Origin of the sequence: Mucilaginibacter sp. Mucisp86 (assembly GCF_047324315.1) — a bacterium.
In the GTDB taxonomy this organism is placed as follows: domain Bacteria; phylum Bacteroidota; class Bacteroidia; order Sphingobacteriales; family Sphingobacteriaceae; genus Mucilaginibacter.
Genome location: NZ_CP168503.1, coordinates 5,455,952 through 5,476,459, shown reverse-complemented (window position 1 = coordinate 5,476,459; position 20,508 = coordinate 5,455,952). Strand labels below are relative to the sequence as shown.

Genomic DNA, 20,508 nt, shown 5'->3' with positions numbered 1-20,508 from the left:
ATACCTCTGGCATACTAAAAATGTAATTCACTTAGAAGCTGCAAACCTTTTGCACCTCTGATGCAAGTCCATAAGTTGAACCTGCCAGCAACCTAAAAATCAGAGTAATCTGCCGGGCGAAGAAAGATAATATCAGCATGAGAAACGTTATGCTGGTACTCAGCTTTGGCAGAAAGTGTTTTCCAGTAGGCATCTTTGCCAAAGGTATCCCAATGCTTGTCCCTATCCTCTTTGCTGTTAAAGGTGGTCATATACATTAAATTAGGCATGTGACTGCCTGCAATAACTTCCGAATAAAAAACAGCATTGAAACCAAGGCGCTTGAAAAGACCTATTTCATCGCCTACATTAAACATAGTTACCTTGTTTACATTGTATTTTTCGGTAGGGCTTTCATAACTGCGCAACTCGTAAACCCTATCAGCTTTGTTAGCGGTAAGGTTTGGAACTGCTGTTGAAGGCATTCCTGGAAAAGCCTGTAATATAATAGTTTCTAACCGGGTATATGGCTGTTCGTTGTAGGCCGCATCAATATAATCCTTACCATCAGCAAGATATGCTGCATCGGCCTGCAACTTTTGATCAATCCCCATTAACCTATCCCATGACTGAAAAGGCGTAAATACGTATAACAGCTTTGCAGTATCAACCTGGCTTATAGGTTTAAACACACCAACATTTTTAATGCCAGCCCTATGCAACGCAGGTATGTAGGCCTGCTGTAAATACTTTTCAATTGTGCTTTCCTGGGCCTGTGTTTTGTAATGATATATTTTAAGCTGATAATAATTACGTGCTGGCGCTTTTGCCAACGCTATAGTAACCATCAATAAACATGTAAAAAAAGCGACAGACGATTTAAAAAAAAGGTTCATAATGGTGGGATGTTTGGGGAGTAAATATAAATCAATTCAGTAAATCTTTATTGAGTCCGTTTATATATTTACCCCACTTTTCAAGCATTTCCGTTAAATCAGAAAGTTTCATGGGCTTGCTCAGATAATCATTCATACCGGCATCCATGCATGCCTGCCTGTCTTCGGGCATAGCGTTGGCAGTCATGGCAATAATTACCGGCTGGTCATGCATATTACTGCGGATAAAACGGGTTGTTTCCAGGCCATCCATATCTGGCATCTGTACATCCATTAAAATGAGGTTGTAGTGCTTTGCTACCATAGCATTTAGTGCAACATGGCCATTTTCGGCAATATCTGCACTATAGCCCATTTTGCTTAGCATGTGTATAGCCAATTTCTGGTTTATTAAATTATCCTCGGCTATCAAAATACTCATAGGGTAATTTTTAGCAAAATCCTTTGAAAAAGCTGTTTGTGCGGGCTTATACTCTGTTTTGATCCCGCTGCCGGCCTTTAATTGTTCAACAATATGTTTATGTAAAAGATTATGCTTGGTAGGCTTAGTCAGTATCGCGTTAAAGACATTATCCTCCCGTTTGCTTTGTTCGCTGCCAATGGAGCTTAGCAACACAATGGGTATTTCAGGAAATTTTTGTTTTACCTCCTTAGCCAGTTCCAGGCCATCCATTTCGGGCATGCTCATGTCTGTTATCAAAAGATCAACAGGCTCGTCCTGTTGGTTAAGCACCTTCAACGCCTCGGTTGCCGATGCCACAACTACAGGGTCATACTTCCACTGCCGCAATTGGGTATCAATAATATCACGGTTGGTAGCATTATCATCAACAAATAAGATCCGCTTATTTTCAAGTTCGGCGAGGTTAAGGTAAACGTAATTGCGTTTTACTTTTTGCCCCACTTTTGATTTTAAAGTAAACGAAAAGGTGGTCCCTCTCCCAACTTCGCTTTGTACGCTAATTTCGCCCCCCATCAACTTCACCAGTTTTTCGCTGATAGCCAAACCTAAACCGGTGCCGCCGTACTTACGGGTTGTGCTTGAATCAACCTGCGAAAACGGTTTAAATAAACGTTCCAGTTTATCGTCGGCAATACCTATGCCTGTATCCCTTATTTTAAATATCAACTCCAGGTCATCGCCTTTTAACGCTTTCACCCCAACTTTTATAAAAACCTCGCCCTGGGTTGTAAACTTTACAGCATTACCCACCAGGTTAATCAGGATCTGCCGAAGGCGTATCGAATCGGAAATAATTTGCACCGGTACATTATGCTCAACCTGATAAACGAGGTCGAGATTTAAACGCGAAGCCTTTTCGGCAAAAACGTCCAAAACACCTTCAATGCAGTCGCGCAGGTCAAAATCTTCCTCATCTAGCTCCATATTGCCCGATTCAATCTTAGAAAAATCGAGGATATCATTAATAACGGTTAGCAGGGCATCGCCGCAATTTTTTATGGTTTCGGTATACTCTTCCTGTTCGCTTGTAAGCCTGGTACTGGCCAGTAGCGTTGCCATACCAATAACCCCGTTCATAGGGGTACGAATTTCGTGGCTCATAGTCGCAAGGAAAATGCTCTTGGCTTTATTAGCACTTTCGGCTTCCTCACGTGCTTCTTCTGCAGCCTCCCGGGCCAGTCGCTCATTAGCTGTCATTTTTACCAGGCTTTCGGTACGTTCTTTTACCTGCCGCTCCAACACTGTTTTCTGCGCCCTTAAAAACTTAACACGGTAGGCATAAACAAAATATATCAAACCAATTATAGTTGCTGCCGCTATCAACTTAAACCACCACGTTAGCCAAAACGGAGGCACAATAGTAATTTTTAAGCCAGTTGTAGGCGGGGACCATAGCCCCGACGTATTTTGATATTTTAGTTTAAAGGTGTATTCGCCCGGCGGCAAATTGGTGTAAGATGCCGTATTGCGGCTGCCAACGTTATTCCATTCTGTATCAAAATTTTCGAGTATATAGCTATAATTCTTTTTATCAGACGAAGAGTAGTCGAGCGCCGCATACTGTAAGGTTACTACCGATTGTTTATATGATAATTTAATTGCCTTAGTATCGCTTATATCCTGCTTTAAGGGCGAGGGATCATCTTTATCGCGGGCAATTTTTACGGTTTTATTGAACAATTGAAAATTGGTGATCACCAGCGGCATAAAGGCAGATGGCTTTAAAATCTGCTGGGGAGTAAAAGAGTTGAATCCGTTAATCCCTCCAAAAAAGATCCTGCCTTCCTTTGTCTGCAGCGCCGAATGCGACTTAAACTCTTCGTCCTGCAAACCGTCTTCAATAGTATAATTTTTAAAGGTGTGCCTAACCGGATCATAATTAGATAAACCATTGTTTGTGCTTACCCAAATAGTACCCAGCTTATCTTCGCGCACAGCATATATTACATCACTTGGTAAGCCACTTTTTGTGGTGAATACCGTAAAATGCTTAGTGACCGGGTTAAACAGGTTGAGGCCGGAAAGTGTACTTATCCAAATACGGCCTTTGCTATCCTCAAACAAATCGGGGATGCTGTTATTGCTGATGCTGTTGCGTTTTTCATCGTGCTGAAAACGGGTAAAGGTTCCGGTTTTCCTGTCCATCAAATTGAGCCCGGCATCAAAAGTGCCAACCCAAAAGTTATTGTCATGATCTTCAAGCAATGCGTATACCCTGTCGCTGCTGATACTTTTAGGATCATTAGGATCATAACGAAACGCGGAAAATGTCCCCGACTTTTCGTCAAATAAATCAAGGCCTCCGTTATAGGTGCCTACCCAGGTGCGGTGATCGCGGGTATGGGTGAGGGCGTAAATATTATTATTGCTTAAACTGCCGGGCTTTGAGTCATCGTGTTTAAAGTAGGTGAACTTACCGGTGCCAGGACTGTACCTGCACAAACCGTAAGCCCAGGTCCCCATCCAAAAATCGCCCCTAAAATCCTGGGTAATGTTTAATATATAATTCCCTATCAGGCTGTTAGGATTTGCAGGATCATTTACAAAATGCTTAACAGTACCGTCCTTGTTAAACACGTTAACCCCTCCTCCATCGGTGCCTACCCAAATATTACCATTCTGATCTTCATGTAAACAAAGTACAAAATTATTAGCCAGGCTTTGGGGCGATGAGTTATGCCTGAAATGCGAAAAACTTTCGGTGCTGCGCTTATAAAGGTTAATGCCCCCGCTAAACGCCCCAAGCCACATATTACCCATCCTGTCGCGGCAAATACTATAGATCGAATTACCGTTTAAACTTCCCCTGTCAATATCATCGTGCTTATAGTTTGTTATTTTGCCTGTAACCGGATCAAGAATATTAACGCCATTATTTTCCGAACCTATCCAGAGTTTACCATTCAGATCCATACTTAACGACAAAATGGTATTGCCAGAAATGCTGTTCGCATCTTTATCGTTATGGAGATAGTGCTTAAATGTACCTGTTTCCGGAGCAAATAAATTAAGGCCACCATCTTCCGTACCAACCCACAGCCGGCCAGAGTTATCTTCATAAATACAACTTACATAGGTTCCGGAAATACTGGTAGCTATCCCCGGCTTATTTTGATACCGGGTAAAGGCTCCGGTCTTTCGATCAAATAGGTTAAGCCCCCCTCCAAGGGTGCCAACCCATAACTGATGTTTTGAATCTTCTTTTAGTGCTGTTACATCATCGTCGCTTAATGAAGATGAATTTGTATCGCTATGTTTATAATGGGTGATCTTATTTGCAGGAATATCAAACCTGTCGAGCCCGCCTTTTTGGCTTGCTACCCATAAAATACCCTCATGATCAAATATCAGCCGGTTTACAAGGTTACTTGAGATGCTGTTAGGATTGGCGCTGTCATGAAAATAATGTACAAACCTTCCCGTTTTACGATCAAGTTTATTCAGGCCAAATAGTGTTGCCAGCCATATGTTACCATCTTTATCCTCAGCAATATCCGATACCAGGTTGCTGCTTAGCGAATTGTCATCCTGGATACTGTGTTTATAGATCACAAAGCCATACCCGTCATAACGGTTGAGGCCATCTCGGGTGCCTATCCACATAAAGCCACGGCTATCCTGAATTACGGAGCTTACGTTAATTTGAGATAAACCCTCCCGGGTACCGATATGCTCAAACTTAAGGTTCCTATCCTGCGAAAACCCATTTTGGGCAACCAATAAGGCAACCACAACAAACAAATATTTATAGATATTCACAATAACAGTCTGCGTTGAGTTTTAATGATCCCGGAAAAATCTGTCTCTTAAAAAGAGAAACAAAATGGCTTATAGTTAACTTATACGGCTATATTATTTATAAGTTTAAAATAGGCAAAAAAAAGAAACAAAACAGGTACAGTATTAAGCGAGAGCCATAATCAGGAGCAGATTAAAAAATGATGAATAAAAAAATTTCACACTAATTTTTACGTATTAATCGAATTACACGAGTTTTATTTGATATTAGTTAAGCTTAAAGCCGAATGCACAAAGCTTAAAGCTAACAACCTGTTTATCAATATTATTTATCAATCAATTAATAGATTTTATGTAATTTAAGATTCGTGTAATTCGATTAATTGTGGAAGATTTGAAAAGTATTCGTGTGGAAATTTCCCGTTATAGGATATCCGCCGATAGCACACTGTACACACCACAAAAAAGCCTCCCGGCAGATACCGGAAGGCTTATTATAATTTCAGAAAAGCTATATAGCTTACAGTTCTCTTACCCAAATATTACGGAAGCTAAGCGGCTCGCTTTTATCGCCGTGAGCTTGTAATTTAATTGGTGAAGCACCATGTTTTTTACCTTCATACGATGGTTTACCTATGTATTGTGTAGGGCCAAGCAGCTCAAAATTATTTTCAACCAACACACCATTAAAGAACACAGTAGCCCTTGCTGCCGATTTTAATGAACCGTCTTCGTTAAATACAGGGGCAGTCCAGATAACGTCATAAACGTTCCACTCGCCGGGTTTGCGGCCTGGGTTTGCCAATGGGATCACCTGTTTGTACAAGCTGCCTGCCATGCCGTTAACATAGGTTTTGTTTTCGTACGAATCTAAAACCTGTAACTCATAACCGGCATCACCTTTACCTATTGAGGCCAGAAATACACCGCTGTTACCGCGGGCCTGTCCGCTGCCTGTAATGTTTGCAGGTACTTTCCACTCTATATGCAGTTGATAGTTGTTAAAACTTTTTTTGGTCTCGATATTACCGGTAGCTTTGTTTACGGTAAGTACATCACCTTTTACCAACCATTTGGCCGGGGTTTTATCTTCAACAGAAACCCATTCGTCAAGGCCTTTGCCATTAAACAGGATGATAGCATCTGAAGGGGCATCGCCTAAGTTTTTACCGGGTGTAACTACTTTAGGAATTGGTTCCCAAATTTCAGTATCCTCTGGTTTAGCGTTTTGCGCATTTGCCATGAAGCAGCTCCCTGCTAAAAGGGCGGTTAATATTAATGGATATTTCATCTCTCTAAAATAATTGGTTTAAACGTGAAGCGTATTTTTCAGATATGAAGCACTTTTTGCGATGCTCACATACGGATCGATATTGGTATAGTTTTCCTGCTCAACAATAAAATGCTTAATGCCCGCAAGTTTAGCTTTACCCAATATGGTTTTAAAGTCGATATCACCGTTACCTATCTCAGTATTCAGTTCGGCATTGGTTTTATCCCTGTCTTTAACATGTACAAAATTGAAACGGCCCGGATGTTTTTCAAAAATTTCAACCGGATTTTTACCGGCACGTACTACCCAGTAAATATCCATTTCCATGGCTACCAGCTTAGGATCGGTATTGTTTAACACCACATCGTAAAAAGTAGTATCGCCAACAGGTGCCCACTCAAAATTGTGGTTATGGTAACCTAATTTCAAGCCCGATTTTTTCAGAATCTCAGCAATCTTATTCATTTTTTCGGCAACGCCTTTGCAGTCGTCAACCGTTTTAATAAAGCTGTGGTTTAATGCGGGTATAATGATATGTGATTGACCAATAGTATTGGCAACCTCAATGTATGCGTTCAGGTCATCAGTTTTACCTGAGCCTAAGTATTCGTCCAGGCCGTAATGACCGCTTGGCGTTGTTAAGCCGTTATCCTTTAAAAGCTGGCTAAATTCCTTGCCTTTTAATCCCCAATAACCGGTTTCTTTATTAAAACCAAAGGTTTCTACCTCATTATAACCGGCTTTTGCTACTTGTGCAATAACACCTTTTACATCTTTGGGCAATTGATCGCGCAGGCTATACAATTGCAGGCCCACTTTATTTGAAGCCTTCGCCGATACCAATTTAGGTGCAATAACCGCACCGGCAGCAATTAGTCCGGCTTGTGCTAAAAATGTTCTTCTGGTTGTCATGTATTTGTTTTAGTTTGTTTAGCTTTTTAGAGTGATAAGGTGATGTAAGGTTTAAACATCACAAATATGCACCGCCTTTTTAAGCGAAGCTATTTTGTCTTTTTGTTTCGGAATGAATTCCTGGGCCACAAAGCCCTTATGCCCTACCTCAACTATGGCGCGCATAATGGCCGGGTAGTAAAGTTCCTGTGTTTCGTCAATTTCGTTACGGCCCGGAACACCGCCGGTATGGTAATGCGCAATGTATTGGTGGTTTGCGCGGATGTTACGGATCACATCGCCTTCGTCAATCTGCATATGATAAATATCATAAAGCAGTTTAAAGTGTTCAGAACCAATCCTGCGGCAAAGCTCTGCTCCCCACTCTACTCTATCGCACTGGTAATCTTTATGGTCAATTTTACTGTTCAACAGTTCCATTACCAGTATTATATTATGCTTTTCGGCAAGGGCAACCATTGGCTTAAGGCCTTCAACACAGTTGTTCCAGCCTTCCTCGTCGGTTTTACCGCGACGGCTGCCGCTAAAGCAGATCAGGTTTTTGTAACCGGCTTCAGCTACCAACGGAATCATTTTAGTATAGTTTTCATGTAACTTGGCGTGAAACTGTTTATCGCCAAAACCATCGGTAAGGTTAATTTCGGCACCGTTACACATGGATGAGAACAAGCCATATTTTTTAAGAGTTGGCCAATCTGAAGGGCCTACAAGATCAATACCTTTTATGCCGATATCTTTAGCAGCAGCACAAAGCTGATCTACGGTAAAATCACCATAGCACCAGCGGCATACTGCATGGTTAATATTGCCTTTTAGCTTATTATCCGCCTGCATATTTTTTTCGTTTTCGGTGGTAAATGAAGATAATACGCCCGACGCGCCAATTGCCGCCGTGCCCGCGATCATGCTTTTAATAGCCGAACGCCTGTTTTGATTTGATGCCATGGTTATATTTTGGTTTGAGCTGGTAATTATTGGGTTGCACCCTTTTTTTCTTTGAACGACAGGAAGAATAACAGGAATACCGCAGCAGCGATAGAAGCCGGTATCAGCCAAATCATTTTCCAATCGTGACCTGCGGGACTATTATAGCTATCAGATATCTTTCCTGCTACGTAAAAGCCAATCAACATACCCACGCCATAAGTAGCAAGAGTAATCATACCCTGTGCGGCACTTTTGTATTGTACACCGGCTTTCGAGTCTGTATAAATCTGCCCTGATACAAAGAAAAAGTCATAACAAACGCCATGCAATGCCAGGCCAATAAGCAGCATAAAGCTCAGATCACCTGCGTTACCGTAGGCGAATAAAACATAACGCACAGTCCAGGCCAACATGCCAACAAGTATTGTCCATTTAAAGCCGGCCTTTTTAAAGAAAATTGGTAAACAAAGCAGGAACAATAATTCTGAAATCTGGCCGATGGTCATTTTACCGGTTGGATTATCCATCTTAATATCAGTAAGGAAGCTATTGGCATTTTGATAGTAAAATGCCAACGGGATACAGATCAAAATAGAGGCAACAAAAAAGATAGCATAGTTTGTATCCTTAAGTAATTTTAAGGCATCTAAGCCAAGCATCTGGCTGATGCTTACCTTTTCGCCCTTAGCAACCTTTGGCGGGGTTGCCGGCAGCGTGAAACTGAACAAACCTAAAACAGCTGATGCTATACCAGCCATAAGGAAGGTATTTTTCAGCATGTTTCTGCTTATACCAGCGGGGGAATCCCAATGAAAAACAAAGCTGATAAGCAAACCGGCTATAATCCAGCCTGCTGTACCAAAAACCCTTATTGATGAAAATTCCTTTTCGGGGTCGGTCATCTGGTTAAATGACACCGAGTTTACCAACGCCAGCGTTGGCATGTACAATATCATGTAACCTAACACATAGGGATAAAATACAGAAACATCAGTAGCAGAGTACATTTGATACATTAATGCAGCGCCCACTAAATGAAGCACACCTAATATCTTCTCAGCATTAAAATATTTATCGGCAATTAAGCCAATAATAAACGGAGCAATGATAGCGCCCCATGATTGTGTTGAAAAAACTTCGCCAGACTGTGCACCTGTAGCGTGAAGCGATTTATCTAAAAAAGTACCTAAAGTTACAAACCATGCGCCCCAGATAAAAAACTCCAGGAACATCATGAACGATAGCTTTGATTTTATCCCTATGGTCATGAAAATTTTATTATTTTTTTAGTGATAAAATGTACTTTACAATTTCTTTAGCGTCGCTTTCAGGCAATGAAGGGTGTGGAGTCATAGCAATGTTACCCCAGTTACCGCTGCCGCCGGCAATGATCTTTTTAGCAAGCATATCGATATTAGCCTCTGAAGCATCATATTTTTTAGCCACATCTTCAAATGCAGGGCCAATAACTTTGGTGTCAACTTTATGACAGGTGCTGCAATCTAACGAAGCCATTAATTTTTCGCCGGCTGATGAACCTGCAGAACCACCTGCCGATTCGGTACCGGTTTTTGCTACTACAGTATCAGCATTAGCATCGGCAGCTTTAGCTGATTGATTGGCACCGTTAGTGCTGTCGCTGCCACCGGTGTTTTTTGATGAATTTCCGCCACAGGCAGCAAATGCCGCACTGATACAAAGAATAACGAATACTTTTTTCATAAAGATTAATTGTGGTTTATGATGATAACCTAACAGAAAATCTGTTCCTTAACAAAGCCCCTGCTGTTTTTCATCATGTAATTTTAATTGGGTTGGTTAATCAGGCGAAAATTACAACTTTTTATCATAATTAAAACCCTATTAAACCGATATAGCGCCTAATGAAGCGGTTTTTTTACGTGAACGCATGTAAATTACCAGCCCCACAAATGCTACGATTAATGCAACCGGGATAATCAGCGTTGTATTCAACACTTCCGGGCCCGCTGCAGATCGCGCAGCATCAAATGCCTTAGCCATGTCCGAGCCCGCCGGCGCAGAGCGGTAAGCATCCAAACTTGCCCCTGCCGGTAATTTCGAAACCATGATCTTGTCATAAAAACCGCCCATGAACATCATATAAATGGATACCCCGAACATACCGGCGCCCCCCATCAGGTTTAAACCCACGGCACCTGTACGCGGCAGGTTTTCGGCCACAAAACCTATCATACATGGCCAAAAGAAAGCTACACCAAGGCCAAAAACCACCGCTGCAAAATAAATAGCATCGCCGTGCAAATGCACCATCAGGTAAATACCCAATGCCGATAATATCGCAGAGATCAGCAATACACCCTGCGGAGCCAAACGATGTACAATCGGACTTGCAAACGCACGGCCCAATACCTGTACCGAAGCAACGAAAGTTAAGATAAGGATAGCATTATCCGTAACCGTTTTGAACAAAACGTCTGTCCATTGGTTGGTGAACAACTCGGTAATAGCTGTACCGAACATGCAAATAATCATGAACAGAAACAGTGGGTTGATCAATGCTTTATACATATCCTCGGTACTAACACCTGCCGATACACGCTCCGTAACCGGGAAATCCAGTTTCGAAAACAAATAACCATAGGCTATGGTAGGGATCAGCATCAACGCTATCTCTACCTGTGAGATCCAGTATGGTTTAGGCGATACGCCATGGGCCAACGCAGTATCCAGCCCAAATACGATTAAGGTACCAATTACAATCCCTGCAGGAAACCAAAGGTGAAAGTGGTTAAGCTTGGTTGTTTTATTATCGGTAAACAATGACGCTACCAGCGGGTTGCAGGAAGCTTCAACAGTGCCGTTGGCAATCCCTATCATTAAAGTAGAGAGGAACAACGTCCAATAGCCATTGGCAAAAATGGTAAGCAAAATCCCTACCAGGTGAAATACGAAAGCTGATACCAATAGTTTTTTCATACCGATGATATCAACAATAAAGCCCCCGATAATAATAGCCAGCGGAAATCCCCAGAAGGCGGTTGCCGCGATAGTGCCTAATTGTGAAGCGTTCAGGTGGAATCTTACACCCTGGTCGCTCAGGATCCCGGCACGGATACCGAATGACAATGAAGTTACCAGCAATGACAGGCAGCTTGCCCTGAATAGCTGTGCACGGTTAATAGTTTGCATTTTCAAATTACTTTAGGTTTATATGATAATTGGGTTAATTGGTTTATCAAAATGCGTTTTGCCGAATTACATCAGCTTTGTATTTGCCCGCTTTGCAAATCCCTCTTTGCCGGCGGGTTATTCATACTCCTTGCGCTCATTTGTAATGAATGCTTAATATGGTTTGGCGATTGTATCGCCACTCGCGTTACAAACACGAAGTCACCTTACGCGCTCATTAGAAACGGGCGCGAGACGGGGACAGCAAGTTGCAAATCCAGACTTACGAAGTTTTAAAAACTTCGTAAGTCTTAGACCCTATTGTCATGCCGAAACAAGTTTAGCATGACGTTTTTTAAAATTCTAAATCATTGATTAAATCCGAAATCAAAAATCCGAATTCCGAAATCAAAAAATTATATTCCCAATGTTTTCCTATTGAAAGCATCATCAGAGCCTGACGCTGCGAAATCGTCAAAAGCACGTTCTGTTACACGGATAATATGATCTCTGATGAACGGGGCGCCTTCTCTTGCGCCGTCTTCAGGATGTTTAAGTGCACATTCCCATTCAAGCACAGCCCATCCTTTGTAATCATATTGCGTTAATTTACTGAATATCGATTTAAAATCAACCTGTCCATCGCCCAATGAACGGAAACGGCCGGCACGGTTAACCCAGTTTTGGTAGCCTCCGTAAACACCCTGACGCCCGGTTGGGTTAAACTCAGCATCCTTAACATGGAACATTTTGATACGTTCATGATAGAGGTCGATATATTCCAGGTAATCCAGGCATTGCAATACAAAATGCGACGGATCATACAGTAAATTAGCACGTTTGTGGCCTTTTACATGATCAAGGAACATCTCGTAAGTGATACCGTCATGCAGGTCTTCGCCCGGATGGATCTCGTAGCAAAGGTCGATGCCGTTTTCTTCGTAAACATCCAAAATCGGTGTCCAGCGTTTAGCTAATTCGCCAAAAGCAGTTTCGACTATACCGGCAGGGCGTTGAGGCCATGGGTATACCATAGGCCAAAGCAGCGCACCACTAAAAGTTACCGAAGCATTTAAACCTAAATTTTTTGAAGCTTGTGCTGCATATTTTAACTGCTGTACAGCCCATTTTTGTCTTTCGGCCGGGTTACCGCGCAGATGTTCAGGTGCGAAACCATCAAACAGTGCATCATAAACCGGGTTTACAGCAACCAGCTGACCTTGCAAGTGAGTTGATAGTTCGGTAATTTCCAAACCGGCAGCATTTACTATACCTTTGATTTCATCGGCATAAGTTTTGCTTTCGGCAGCTTTTTGCAGATCAATGAAACGGGCATCATTTGTTGGCAACTGCACGCCTTTATAACCCAGGCCAGCTGCCCATTGACAAATAGATTCAAGGCTGTTAAATGGTGCCGCGTCTCCTATAAATTGTGCTATAAATATGGCAGGTCCTTTTATAGTAGTCATGTTTTTTATTTTAAGTAGATGGTAAATTAAATAGTGAAATCAGTCCATTTAAGGTCCGATTTACCTGATGCTATCACATTTTCGATAAAGGCCATTCCGCGAACGCCTTGTTCAATACCCGGGAAATCCAGTTCTTCAGGAGTAGCTTCTTTACCTTCCAAACCGGCTTTAACCGTTAAAGCAAAGTTGCGGTACAGATTGGCAAATGCTTCCAGATAACCTTCCGGGTGACCAGCTGGTGTACGTGTGTTATGCTGAGCAAATGAGCTGGTATAACCACCGCCAGTACGCCAAATCTCAGCCGGTTTATCGGTGTACATCACAGTTAATGAATTAGCATCACTCTGGTGCCATTCCAAACCACCTTTTTCACCATACACCCTGATCTTCACATTATTTTCTTCGCCGGCAGCAATCTGGGTAGCAGTAAGCACACCGCTTGCACCGTTGTTGAATTTCAATAAGGCAGCGCCATCGTCGTCCAGCTTGCGGCCAGGAACTACAATGTTGATATCAGCACAAATTTTTGTCACCTCTAAACCTGTAACGTACTCGGCCAGGTTAAAGGCGTGTGTACCTATATCGCCCATAGCACCTGCAATACCGCTTTTACCCGGATCGGTACGCCATGAAGCCTGCTTATTATCTTCTCCTTCTAAAAATGTGCTTAACCATCCCTGTGGATACTCAACATAAACCTTTTTAACAGTGCCTATGGCGCCTGCTTTGATCAATTGTTTAGCTTCCTTAACCATAGGGTAACCGGTATAAGTATGCGTAAGGCAAAACAGTTTACCCGATGCCTTAACCACTTTTTCCAGTTCTTTAGCTTCTTCAAGCGAAAAGGTCATGGGCTTATCAAGCACCACATGGAAGCCATTCTCAAGCGCCATTTTGGTTGGGGCAAAATGCACATGGTTTGGCGTTACAATACTGATCACCTGTACACGCTCGTCTTCGGGCATTTGTTTTTCTTTTTCAATTAGTTCCTGGTATGAGCTGTATGAGCGGCTTGCAGGTAAGCCCAGCAAAAGGCCGCTGGCTTGCGATTTTTCGGCATTACTGCTAAAAGCGCCGCAAACCAGTTCATATTCGCCATCAATACGGGCGGCTATGCGGTGTACAGCACCAATAAAGGCACCTTGTCCGCCGCCAATCATTCCTAATCTTAATTTCATTTGTTTTTGTTGGGGTTGATGTTTTTTGATTAAAGGCTTCTCAATCGATTGTATACGTCAAAAACAGCATTACATTATAATGCTGTTTTTGACAATAAATTCATTGGGGTAATCACCAAAGATATGATCAATTGATATTGCAATTTTTTAGGTTGCCCAGGCTTTATCGCCTTTTTTGTATGGCAGGTTGCCGTCGTACTTGCCCGGAACGGCAATATAACGTAATGCCTGTGTAGCACCCGGCTTTGAAGTGAAGAAACCCAACAGGGTTAATTCTTTCAGCATCCTGAAGTAATGGTTAGGATCTTCGGGCTTTTTGGTTTTGGTATATTCTTTTTGTTCTTTGTCAAGCGCGGTTAATAGTTCGGTACGCTGTTCAGGAGTAGCCTCCAAAAACTTTTTACCATATTTTTTGTCGCTTGCATCATTCAGGTCCTTAAGGCCTTTAGTGAAAATTTTCTGATCATCGGCAGTGTAGCAATCCTGTACCATTACCGTCATAAACTTACCAATTTCGGCTGCTTTAGCACCCGGGGTTGAAGTTGCAGGCAAAATGGTTTCGCCAATTTCATCCATCAGGGCCACATCATCCTGTGTAAAAAGGTCGTTTACTTTCGGCGAAGATGGTTTACATCCGGAGATGAAGAACTCGGCGCCGATGATGGTACCGCCAAGGATCAAACCTACCCTGCCTATCGCTTCTCTTCTATTCATGTTTAATTATTGATTTAATGAATTAGTGAATTAGTTGGGTTAGTGAATTAGTGTTTACCAGAGTTACGAAGTTTAAAAACTTCGTAACTCTTTTCCCAACTAATCACGTATTCCTAAATTACGCTTTTAATACGAAACCTTCGCGGTAATCGCGCTTTATATATTGGTTAACTGCATCAAAGTTGGTAACTTTCATAGCCTGGTTATCCCAAACTAATTTTACCCTGCCGCCGTTAAGCTCATGACCACGCACCGCAAGGTTAGCCATCAATAAAGCCTCCGTAAGCGGACCAGCCTTATCAAACGATGAGCTTAGTTCTGTTTTACCGTAACCGGCAATACAGCCTTCAACCCACTGCGCATAGTGACCATTGGCGCCGCCCGGTACACGTGCCCATTTTTGCGGAGCTTTCGCATCTTTGGTAAGCGATTTTGGTAATAACGTAGGCGCATCAGAATAAGTACTTGCGTACATTTTTCCTTTTGTACCGATGAACAAAGTACCGTTGCCTTCTTCGCCGCCGAAGTTTTCACTTGCTAACAATTCGATAGGTCTTTCAGGCTGGATACCACCGTCCATCCAGTGCAGGGTAACGTCGCCTTTTGTTTTATTAGTTTTAGGGAATGTCAATGTGATGTGGCTTGACGGAGGGCAGCTTTCAGGGAAATGGCCTTCTTTAAACTCATCTACATAAACACTGCCAACGCTGGCCTGAACATCTTTTGCATACTGGATACCCAATACGCGGAAAGGAGCTTCAACCAGGTGGCAGCCCATATCGCCAAGGGCACCTGTGCCGTAATCCCACCAACCACGCCAGTTAAATGGAACCAGTTTATCAACGTAATCTTTTTTAGGCGCAGTACCTAACCACAGGTCCCAATCCAACTCTTTAGGGATGTTTGGCTGTGGCGGTGGCCATGCAATACCTTGCGGCCAAACCGGGCGGTTTGTCCAGCAGTAAACGGTATGCACATCACCAATCAGGTCGGCATCATACCATTCTGAAAGTAAACGGGTACCATCATTTGATGAACCCTGGTTACCCATTTGTGTTACCACTTTGTATTTTTTTGCAGCCTCTGTTAACAAACGCGCTTCCCAAATATCATGGGTTAATGGCTTCTGAACATAAACGTGCTTGTTTAACTGCATCGCATTGTATGTGATGATAGCGTGGTTATGATCGGGAGTTGAAACCGAAACGGCATCAAAATGTTTGTGTTCTTTATCAAACATTTCGCGCCAGTCTTTATAATACTTTGCTTTAGGGAAATCGCCGCGTGATTTGGCCGCTCTGCGGTCGTCCACATCGCACAGGAAAGCGATTTCGGCTTTACCGCTTTTGTAAAAGTTAGCAATATCGCTTTGGCCTTTACCACCGGCGCCTACGCCGGCAATCAATAACTTGTCGCTTGGAGCTATAAAACCCTTACCGCCCAAAACATGGCGTGGAACTATCATAAAACCAGCGGCTGCAATAGCGCTGCTTTTGATAAATTGCCGTCTCGACGGGTTTGGGGTTTTGTCCTTTTCTTCAGTCATAGGTTGTTCTTATTAGGTTGTTTTTATGTGATGCAGATTAAATTTCGCCTTTTTTAAGTATCTCAACAGCATGATTGGCAGCACGTGCAGTTAATGCCATATAAGTAAGCGAAGGGTTTTGGCATGCTGCCGATGTCATACATGATCCATCGGTAACAAATACGTTTTTAGCATCCCAAACCTGGTTCCACTCATTCAATACTGAAGTTTTTGGATCGCGGCCCATACGTGCAGTACCCATTTCGTGAATACCACGACCAAGGAACGGATTAGTGCTGGAAGTTTGAACATCTTTAGCCCCAATTGCTTCAAGCATTTCTTTGCCGTCTTTTTCCATATCGATACGCATTTTCAGCTCGTTTGCTTTTAATTCGGCATCAATGGCAACAACTGGTAAGCCCCATTTATCTTTTTTGGTTTTGTCGATAGTAACCTTATTGTCGTGGTAAGGTAATGTTTCGCCGAAAGCGCCCATACCTATATGCCATGAACCTGGCTCAGTCAATGCATCCTTAAATGCACCACCGATATTCAGTTCGGCAATGTCGCGGCTCCAGCCTTCGCGGCTTGCCGAACCCTGATAACCGAAACCGCGGATGTAATCACGCTTTTCGCCGTTAAGGTTACGATAGCGTGGGATATAGAAACCATTTGCACGGCGACCGAAATAATATTTGTCCTCATACCCTTCAATTCTGCCATAAGCACTAACATTAAGGTGGTGGTCCATCAGGTTGTGGCCCAACTCGCCGCTGCTGCTACCTAAGCCGCCTTCCCATACGTCGGTTGCTGAGTTCATCAGGATCCAGGCCGAGTTTATGGTTGAAGCGTTTACGAATACGATCTTAGCGAAGTATTCATAAGTTTTGTTGGTTTCAGCATCCAGTACTTCTACACCTTTAGCTTTCTTGGTGTCCTTATCGTACAATATTTTGGTAACGATAGACCATGGACGCACCGTTAAATTGCCGGTAGCCATAGCCGCAGGCAAAGTAGCCGATTGTGTGCTGAAATAAGCACCGAACGGACAACCTAACCAGCATTTATTACGGTACTGGCAGTTGGTACGGTTGTTATGCGGCACAGTGATATTGGCCGTACGGCCAATGATCATGTGACGTGCTTCTTTATAGAATTCTTTAAGGCGTTTTGAAACGTCTTTTTCAACCACGTTCATTTCCATTGGCGGCATAAAATCGCCATCAGGAAGAATTGGTAAACCATCTTTATTACCAGAGATACCGGCAAATTGCTCGGCATAACTATACCATGGAGCGATATCTTTATAACGGATAGGCCAATCCACAGCTATACCATCTTTCAAGTTGGCTTCAAAGTCAACATCAGCCCAGCGGTATGACTGGCGTCCCCACATTAGTGAACGACCGCCTACGTGATAACCACGAAACCAGTCGAACCTTTTGATCTCGGTGTATGGGCTGTCTTTATCACTTGCCCAATAGTCAAGGTTTGTTTCATTTAACGGATAGTCGCGCTTAAGAACCGGGTAATCCTCAATCATTTTTTGGGTACGACCGCCTCTATGCGGAAATTCCCATGGATCTTTGGTTGCATTTACGTAATCTTTAATATGCTCGATATTACGACCACGCTCAAGCATGATGGTTTTCAAACCCTTTTGTGTTAGTTCTTTGGCAGCCCACCCGCCTGAAATTCCTGAGCCAATGACTATTGCGTCATAAGTGTTTGCAGACATACGAATAATATGATTAGTTTAATTTGTTTAGTACTTGGTTATCTGGTTAAATGTATGAATAAAATTCATTTTGCAAAATTACATTGTGTTTTTTTTACACATAGGTCGCCCCCCGGCCCCCTAAAGGGGGAGCTGCTTTTACATCCCCTTTAGGGGGTTGGGGGGCTAAATATTCCCCTTCTTCATCTCGCTCATGGCGTAATCAGCAGCACGTGCGGTAAAGGCCATATAGGTTAATGATGGGTTTTGGCATGAGGTTGAGGTCATGCTGGCGCCATCAGTAACAAATACGTTCTTAACGCTATGCACCTGGTTCCATTTGTTCAATATGGATGTTTTAGGATCATTACCCATGCGTGCACCGCCCATTTCGTGGATATCCAAACCGGGGGCGCGTTTATCGGTACTGGCTTTAATATTAGTAAAGCCGGCGCTGCTAAACATTTCGGTTAGCTGCTCTATATAATCCTTCTTCATCTTTTCATCGTTATCGTCGTAATCAACGTTCATCTTTAATAAAGGCACGCCCCAGGCATCTTTTTGCTTATCATCCAGGCTTACAAAATTGCTTTCCTTCGGGATGGTTTCGCCCATCATGTGCGAACCTACGTGCCATGGGCCAAGCTCTTTATTAGCCAGGTTTTCTTTCAGGCTGCTGCCTACGCCATCCCAGCTGCGCTGCGGATAACGATAAGCACTAAAGCCCGATGCATAGCCGCGTAAAAAGTCAGTTTCCTGTTTATATACGTTCCTGAACCGGGGAATGTAACCACCGCCGGCAGGGTTACGGCCATCGGTTGTCCATTCTTTAGCGCCATCATACTCGGCACCAATATGGGCCGAATAATTATGGAAGGCAACATATTTACCCAACACACCACTGTCGTTGCCGAGGCCATTAGGGAAGCGGTGCGATTTGGAGTTAAGCAATATCAGGTTGGTATTTAACGCTGCTGCATTCACAAAGATTACTTTGGCGTAATACTCAATAGCTTCTTTGGTATTGGTATCAATAACCCTTACGCCGGTTGCTTTGCCAAGCTTGTCGTCATAAATAATGGATTCAACCACCGAGAAAGGCCTTAACGTAGCGTGGCCTGATTTTAACGCCCATGGAATTGTAGTAGCATTCGCGCTGAAATATCCACCAAACGGGCAACCACGCTCGCAGATAGTACGTCTTTGGCATTGTACCCTACCCTGATCTAAGTGAATCTGTTTAGGGGTTGACAAATGCGCACAACGCGCACTGATCACATACCTGTTTTTATATTTACTTTTTACGTGATCTCTAAAATATTCCTCAACAGTGTTTAACGGAAATGCGGGCAGAAACTCACCATCCGGCAATTCGGCAATACCATCCCGGTTACCGGAAATACCCGCAAATTTCTCTACATAACTATACCATGGGGCAATATCCTTATAACGAATAGGCCAGTCAACAGCGAAACCATCACGGGCAGGGCCTTCAAAATCAAAGTCACTCCAGCGTTGGGTTTGGCGTGCCCATAGCAGGGATTTACCGCCAACCTGGTAACCGCGGATCCAATCGAAGGGTTTATCCTGTATATACGGGTGCTCAGCATCTTTTACAAAAAAGTGTGCCGCGCTTTCTCCAAATGCATAGCAGCGGTTCACTATTGGGTTGGCCTCCTGAACAGCCATCGGCAATTCGCCGCGGTGCTCAAACTCCCAGGGGTACATATTGGTAGTGGGATAGTCTTTTATGTGTTTTACATCGCGGCCCCGCTCCAATATCAGCGTTTTCAACCCTTTATCTGTAAACTCCTTAGCAGCCCATCCCCCGCTCATACCCGAGCCAATTACTATCGCGTCGAAAGTGCGTTCCTTAACGCTGTCGATATTTAAATTAGCCATTACTTATACTGCTTGCTTTTGTTTATAAGGGAAATGTGCATTGTACCTGCCCGGCACAAGCTCATATACCACTATGTTGGTCATAAAATATTTTGAATTGGTGTAACCGTTTATGGTTTGCCTTTTTACTATGCTGTAAAACTTTTTAAGCTCGGGCGAATATTTCCCTGCCGGCGGAGTGGCCGGTGCAGCATCCTTCTTGTCGCCGCTTTTCTGTGCAGCCGCTTCTTCCGCTTTACCTTCCTTTTCTATATCCAGTAAAAATGCCTCCCGGGTTTTGGTATCCAGCTGGTCAAACGTTTTACTATATAATTTTTGAGACTGATCTGCAAAATGTTCCATACCGGTTACAAATGCCTGCTGATCTTCTTTTTTATAGCAATCATCCAGCATTTTCAGTACAAATAAATGCAGCTGCAGGTCTTTAGCGCCCGGCGTTGTTGTTTTAGGAATAATAGTTTCCGAAACATCACCTATCAACTGCTCCTGATTGGCAGTGATGTCGATATTTTTGAGTGCAACCTTCGACTTTGTTTTATCCTGTGAACAGGCCGGGAGCAATGCCGCTCCTCCTATGATCAAAGCCAGGTTTTTAATGACGGTACGCCGGTCCATTGTTTAAACTAAATTGTTTTAGCGAAGCCCATTTTATCTGCCATACTATT

At 43.1% G+C, this 20,508-nt stretch carries 15 protein-coding genes; all 15 read right to left on the bottom strand.

The window, feature by feature from the left end:
• Nucleotides 1–92: 92 nt before the first annotated feature.
• On the bottom strand, nt 93–827 hold the full coding sequence (locus tag ACEN9X_RS23010) for an NIPSNAP family protein (RefSeq protein ID WP_413667348.1): 735 nt from the start codon (nt 825–827) through the stop codon (nt 93–95).
• 79 nt (nt 828–906) lie between these two features.
• Nucleotides 907–5,097 carry a two-component regulator propeller domain-containing protein gene (locus ACEN9X_RS23005; RefSeq protein WP_413667347.1) on the bottom strand — a complete coding sequence of 1,397 codons (4,191 nt, stop codon included), beginning with the start codon at nt 5,095–5,097 and terminating at the stop codon, nt 907–909.
• A 499-nt stretch (nt 5,098–5,596) separates the two neighbouring features.
• Entirely contained in the window at nt 5,597–6,367 is a 771-nt protein-coding gene (locus tag ACEN9X_RS23000; RefSeq protein ID WP_413667346.1) for a DUF1080 domain-containing protein, read from the bottom strand.
• 18 nt (nt 6,368–6,385) lie between these two features.
• On the bottom strand, nt 6,386–7,261 hold the full coding sequence (locus tag ACEN9X_RS22995; RefSeq protein ID WP_413667345.1) for a sugar phosphate isomerase/epimerase family protein: 876 nt from the start codon (nt 7,259–7,261) through the stop codon (nt 6,386–6,388).
• Nucleotides 7,262–7,312: 51 nt separating this feature from the next.
• A complete protein-coding gene (locus tag ACEN9X_RS22990; protein ID WP_413667344.1) occupies nt 7,313–8,206 on the bottom strand; it encodes a hydroxypyruvate isomerase family protein in 894 nt (297 codons plus the stop codon).
• 26 nt (nt 8,207–8,232) lie between these two features.
• Nucleotides 8,233–9,456 (bottom strand): nucleoside permease, encoded by a 1,224-nt coding sequence (locus ACEN9X_RS22985; RefSeq protein ID WP_413667343.1) that lies wholly within the window; start codon nt 9,454–9,456, stop codon nt 8,233–8,235.
• A 10-nt stretch (nt 9,457–9,466) separates the two neighbouring features.
• Complete coding sequence (locus ACEN9X_RS22980; protein WP_413667342.1) at nt 9,467–9,910, bottom strand: c-type cytochrome; 444 nt, start codon at nt 9,908–9,910, stop codon at nt 9,467–9,469.
• 141 nt (nt 9,911–10,051) lie between these two features.
• The gene (locus tag ACEN9X_RS22975) at nt 10,052–11,359 is read right to left on the bottom strand and encodes an MFS transporter (protein WP_413667341.1); all 1,308 of its coding nucleotides are present in this window, start codon (nt 11,357–11,359) and stop codon (nt 10,052–10,054) included.
• Nucleotides 11,360–11,754: 395 nt separating this feature from the next.
• Nucleotides 11,755–12,807: a sugar phosphate isomerase/epimerase family protein gene (locus ACEN9X_RS22970; protein ID WP_413667340.1), complete on the bottom strand. Its 1,053-nt coding sequence runs from the start codon at nt 12,805–12,807 to the stop codon at nt 11,755–11,757.
• Nucleotides 12,808–12,833: 26 nt separating this feature from the next.
• The gene (locus ACEN9X_RS22965; RefSeq protein WP_413667339.1) at nt 12,834–13,985 is read right to left on the bottom strand and encodes a Gfo/Idh/MocA family protein; all 1,152 of its coding nucleotides are present in this window, start codon (nt 13,983–13,985) and stop codon (nt 12,834–12,836) included.
• A gap of 147 nt (nt 13,986–14,132) precedes the next feature.
• Entirely contained in the window at nt 14,133–14,699 is a 567-nt protein-coding gene (locus ACEN9X_RS22960; protein WP_330858280.1) for a gluconate 2-dehydrogenase subunit 3 family protein, read from the bottom strand.
• A 118-nt stretch (nt 14,700–14,817) separates the two neighbouring features.
• A complete protein-coding gene (locus ACEN9X_RS22955) occupies nt 14,818–16,245 on the bottom strand; it encodes a Gfo/Idh/MocA family protein (protein ID WP_413667338.1) in 1,428 nt (475 codons plus the stop codon).
• Between the two features lie 37 nt (nt 16,246–16,282).
• The gene (locus ACEN9X_RS22950; RefSeq protein ID WP_413667337.1) at nt 16,283–17,962 is read right to left on the bottom strand and encodes a GMC oxidoreductase; all 1,680 of its coding nucleotides are present in this window, start codon (nt 17,960–17,962) and stop codon (nt 16,283–16,285) included.
• Nucleotides 17,963–18,127: 165 nt separating this feature from the next.
• A complete protein-coding gene (locus ACEN9X_RS22945) occupies nt 18,128–19,843 on the bottom strand; it encodes a GMC oxidoreductase (RefSeq protein WP_413667336.1) in 1,716 nt (571 codons plus the stop codon).
• 3 nt (nt 19,844–19,846) lie between these two features.
• The gene (locus tag ACEN9X_RS22940; protein WP_413667335.1) at nt 19,847–20,458 is read right to left on the bottom strand and encodes a gluconate 2-dehydrogenase subunit 3 family protein; all 612 of its coding nucleotides are present in this window, start codon (nt 20,456–20,458) and stop codon (nt 19,847–19,849) included.
• Between the last annotated feature and the right edge of the window lie 50 nt (nt 20,459–20,508).

Coding starts and splice junctions, on each gene's coding strand:
- ACEN9X_RS23010 (WP_413667348.1), bottom strand. CDS start 827: ATGGTTACTATAGCGTTGGCAAAAGCGCCAGCACGTAATTATTATCAG.
- ACEN9X_RS23000 (WP_413667346.1), bottom strand. CDS start 6,367: ATGAAATATCCATTAATATTAACCGCCCTTTTAGCAGGGAGCTGCTTC.
- ACEN9X_RS22995 (WP_413667345.1), bottom strand. CDS start 7,261: ATGACAACCAGAAGAACATTTTTAGCACAAGCCGGACTAATTGCTGCC.
- ACEN9X_RS22990 (WP_413667344.1), bottom strand. CDS start 8,206: ATGGCATCAAATCAAAACAGGCGTTCGGCTATTAAAAGCATGATCGCG.
- ACEN9X_RS22985 (WP_413667343.1), bottom strand. CDS start 9,456: ATGACCATAGGGATAAAATCAAAGCTATCGTTCATGATGTTCCTGGAG.
- ACEN9X_RS22980 (WP_413667342.1), bottom strand. CDS start 9,910: ATGAAAAAAGTATTCGTTATTCTTTGTATCAGTGCGGCATTTGCTGCC.
- ACEN9X_RS22975 (WP_413667341.1), bottom strand. CDS start 11,359: ATGCAAACTATTAACCGTGCACAGCTATTCAGGGCAAGCTGCCTGTCA.
- ACEN9X_RS22970 (WP_413667340.1), bottom strand. CDS start 12,807: ATGACTACTATAAAAGGACCTGCCATATTTATAGCACAATTTATAGGA.
- ACEN9X_RS22965 (WP_413667339.1), bottom strand. CDS start 13,985: ATGAAATTAAGATTAGGAATGATTGGCGGCGGACAAGGTGCCTTTATT.
- ACEN9X_RS22960 (WP_330858280.1), bottom strand. CDS start 14,699: ATGAATAGAAGAGAAGCGATAGGCAGGGTAGGTTTGATCCTTGGCGGT.
- ACEN9X_RS22955 (WP_413667338.1), bottom strand. CDS start 16,245: ATGACTGAAGAAAAGGACAAAACCCCAAACCCGTCGAGACGGCAATTT.
- ACEN9X_RS22950 (WP_413667337.1), bottom strand. CDS start 17,962: ATGTCTGCAAACACTTATGACGCAATAGTCATTGGCTCAGGAATTTCA.
- ACEN9X_RS22945 (WP_413667336.1), bottom strand. CDS start 19,843: ATGGCTAATTTAAATATCGACAGCGTTAAGGAACGCACTTTCGACGCG.
- ACEN9X_RS22940 (WP_413667335.1), bottom strand. CDS start 20,458: ATGGACCGGCGTACCGTCATTAAAAACCTGGCTTTGATCATAGGAGGA.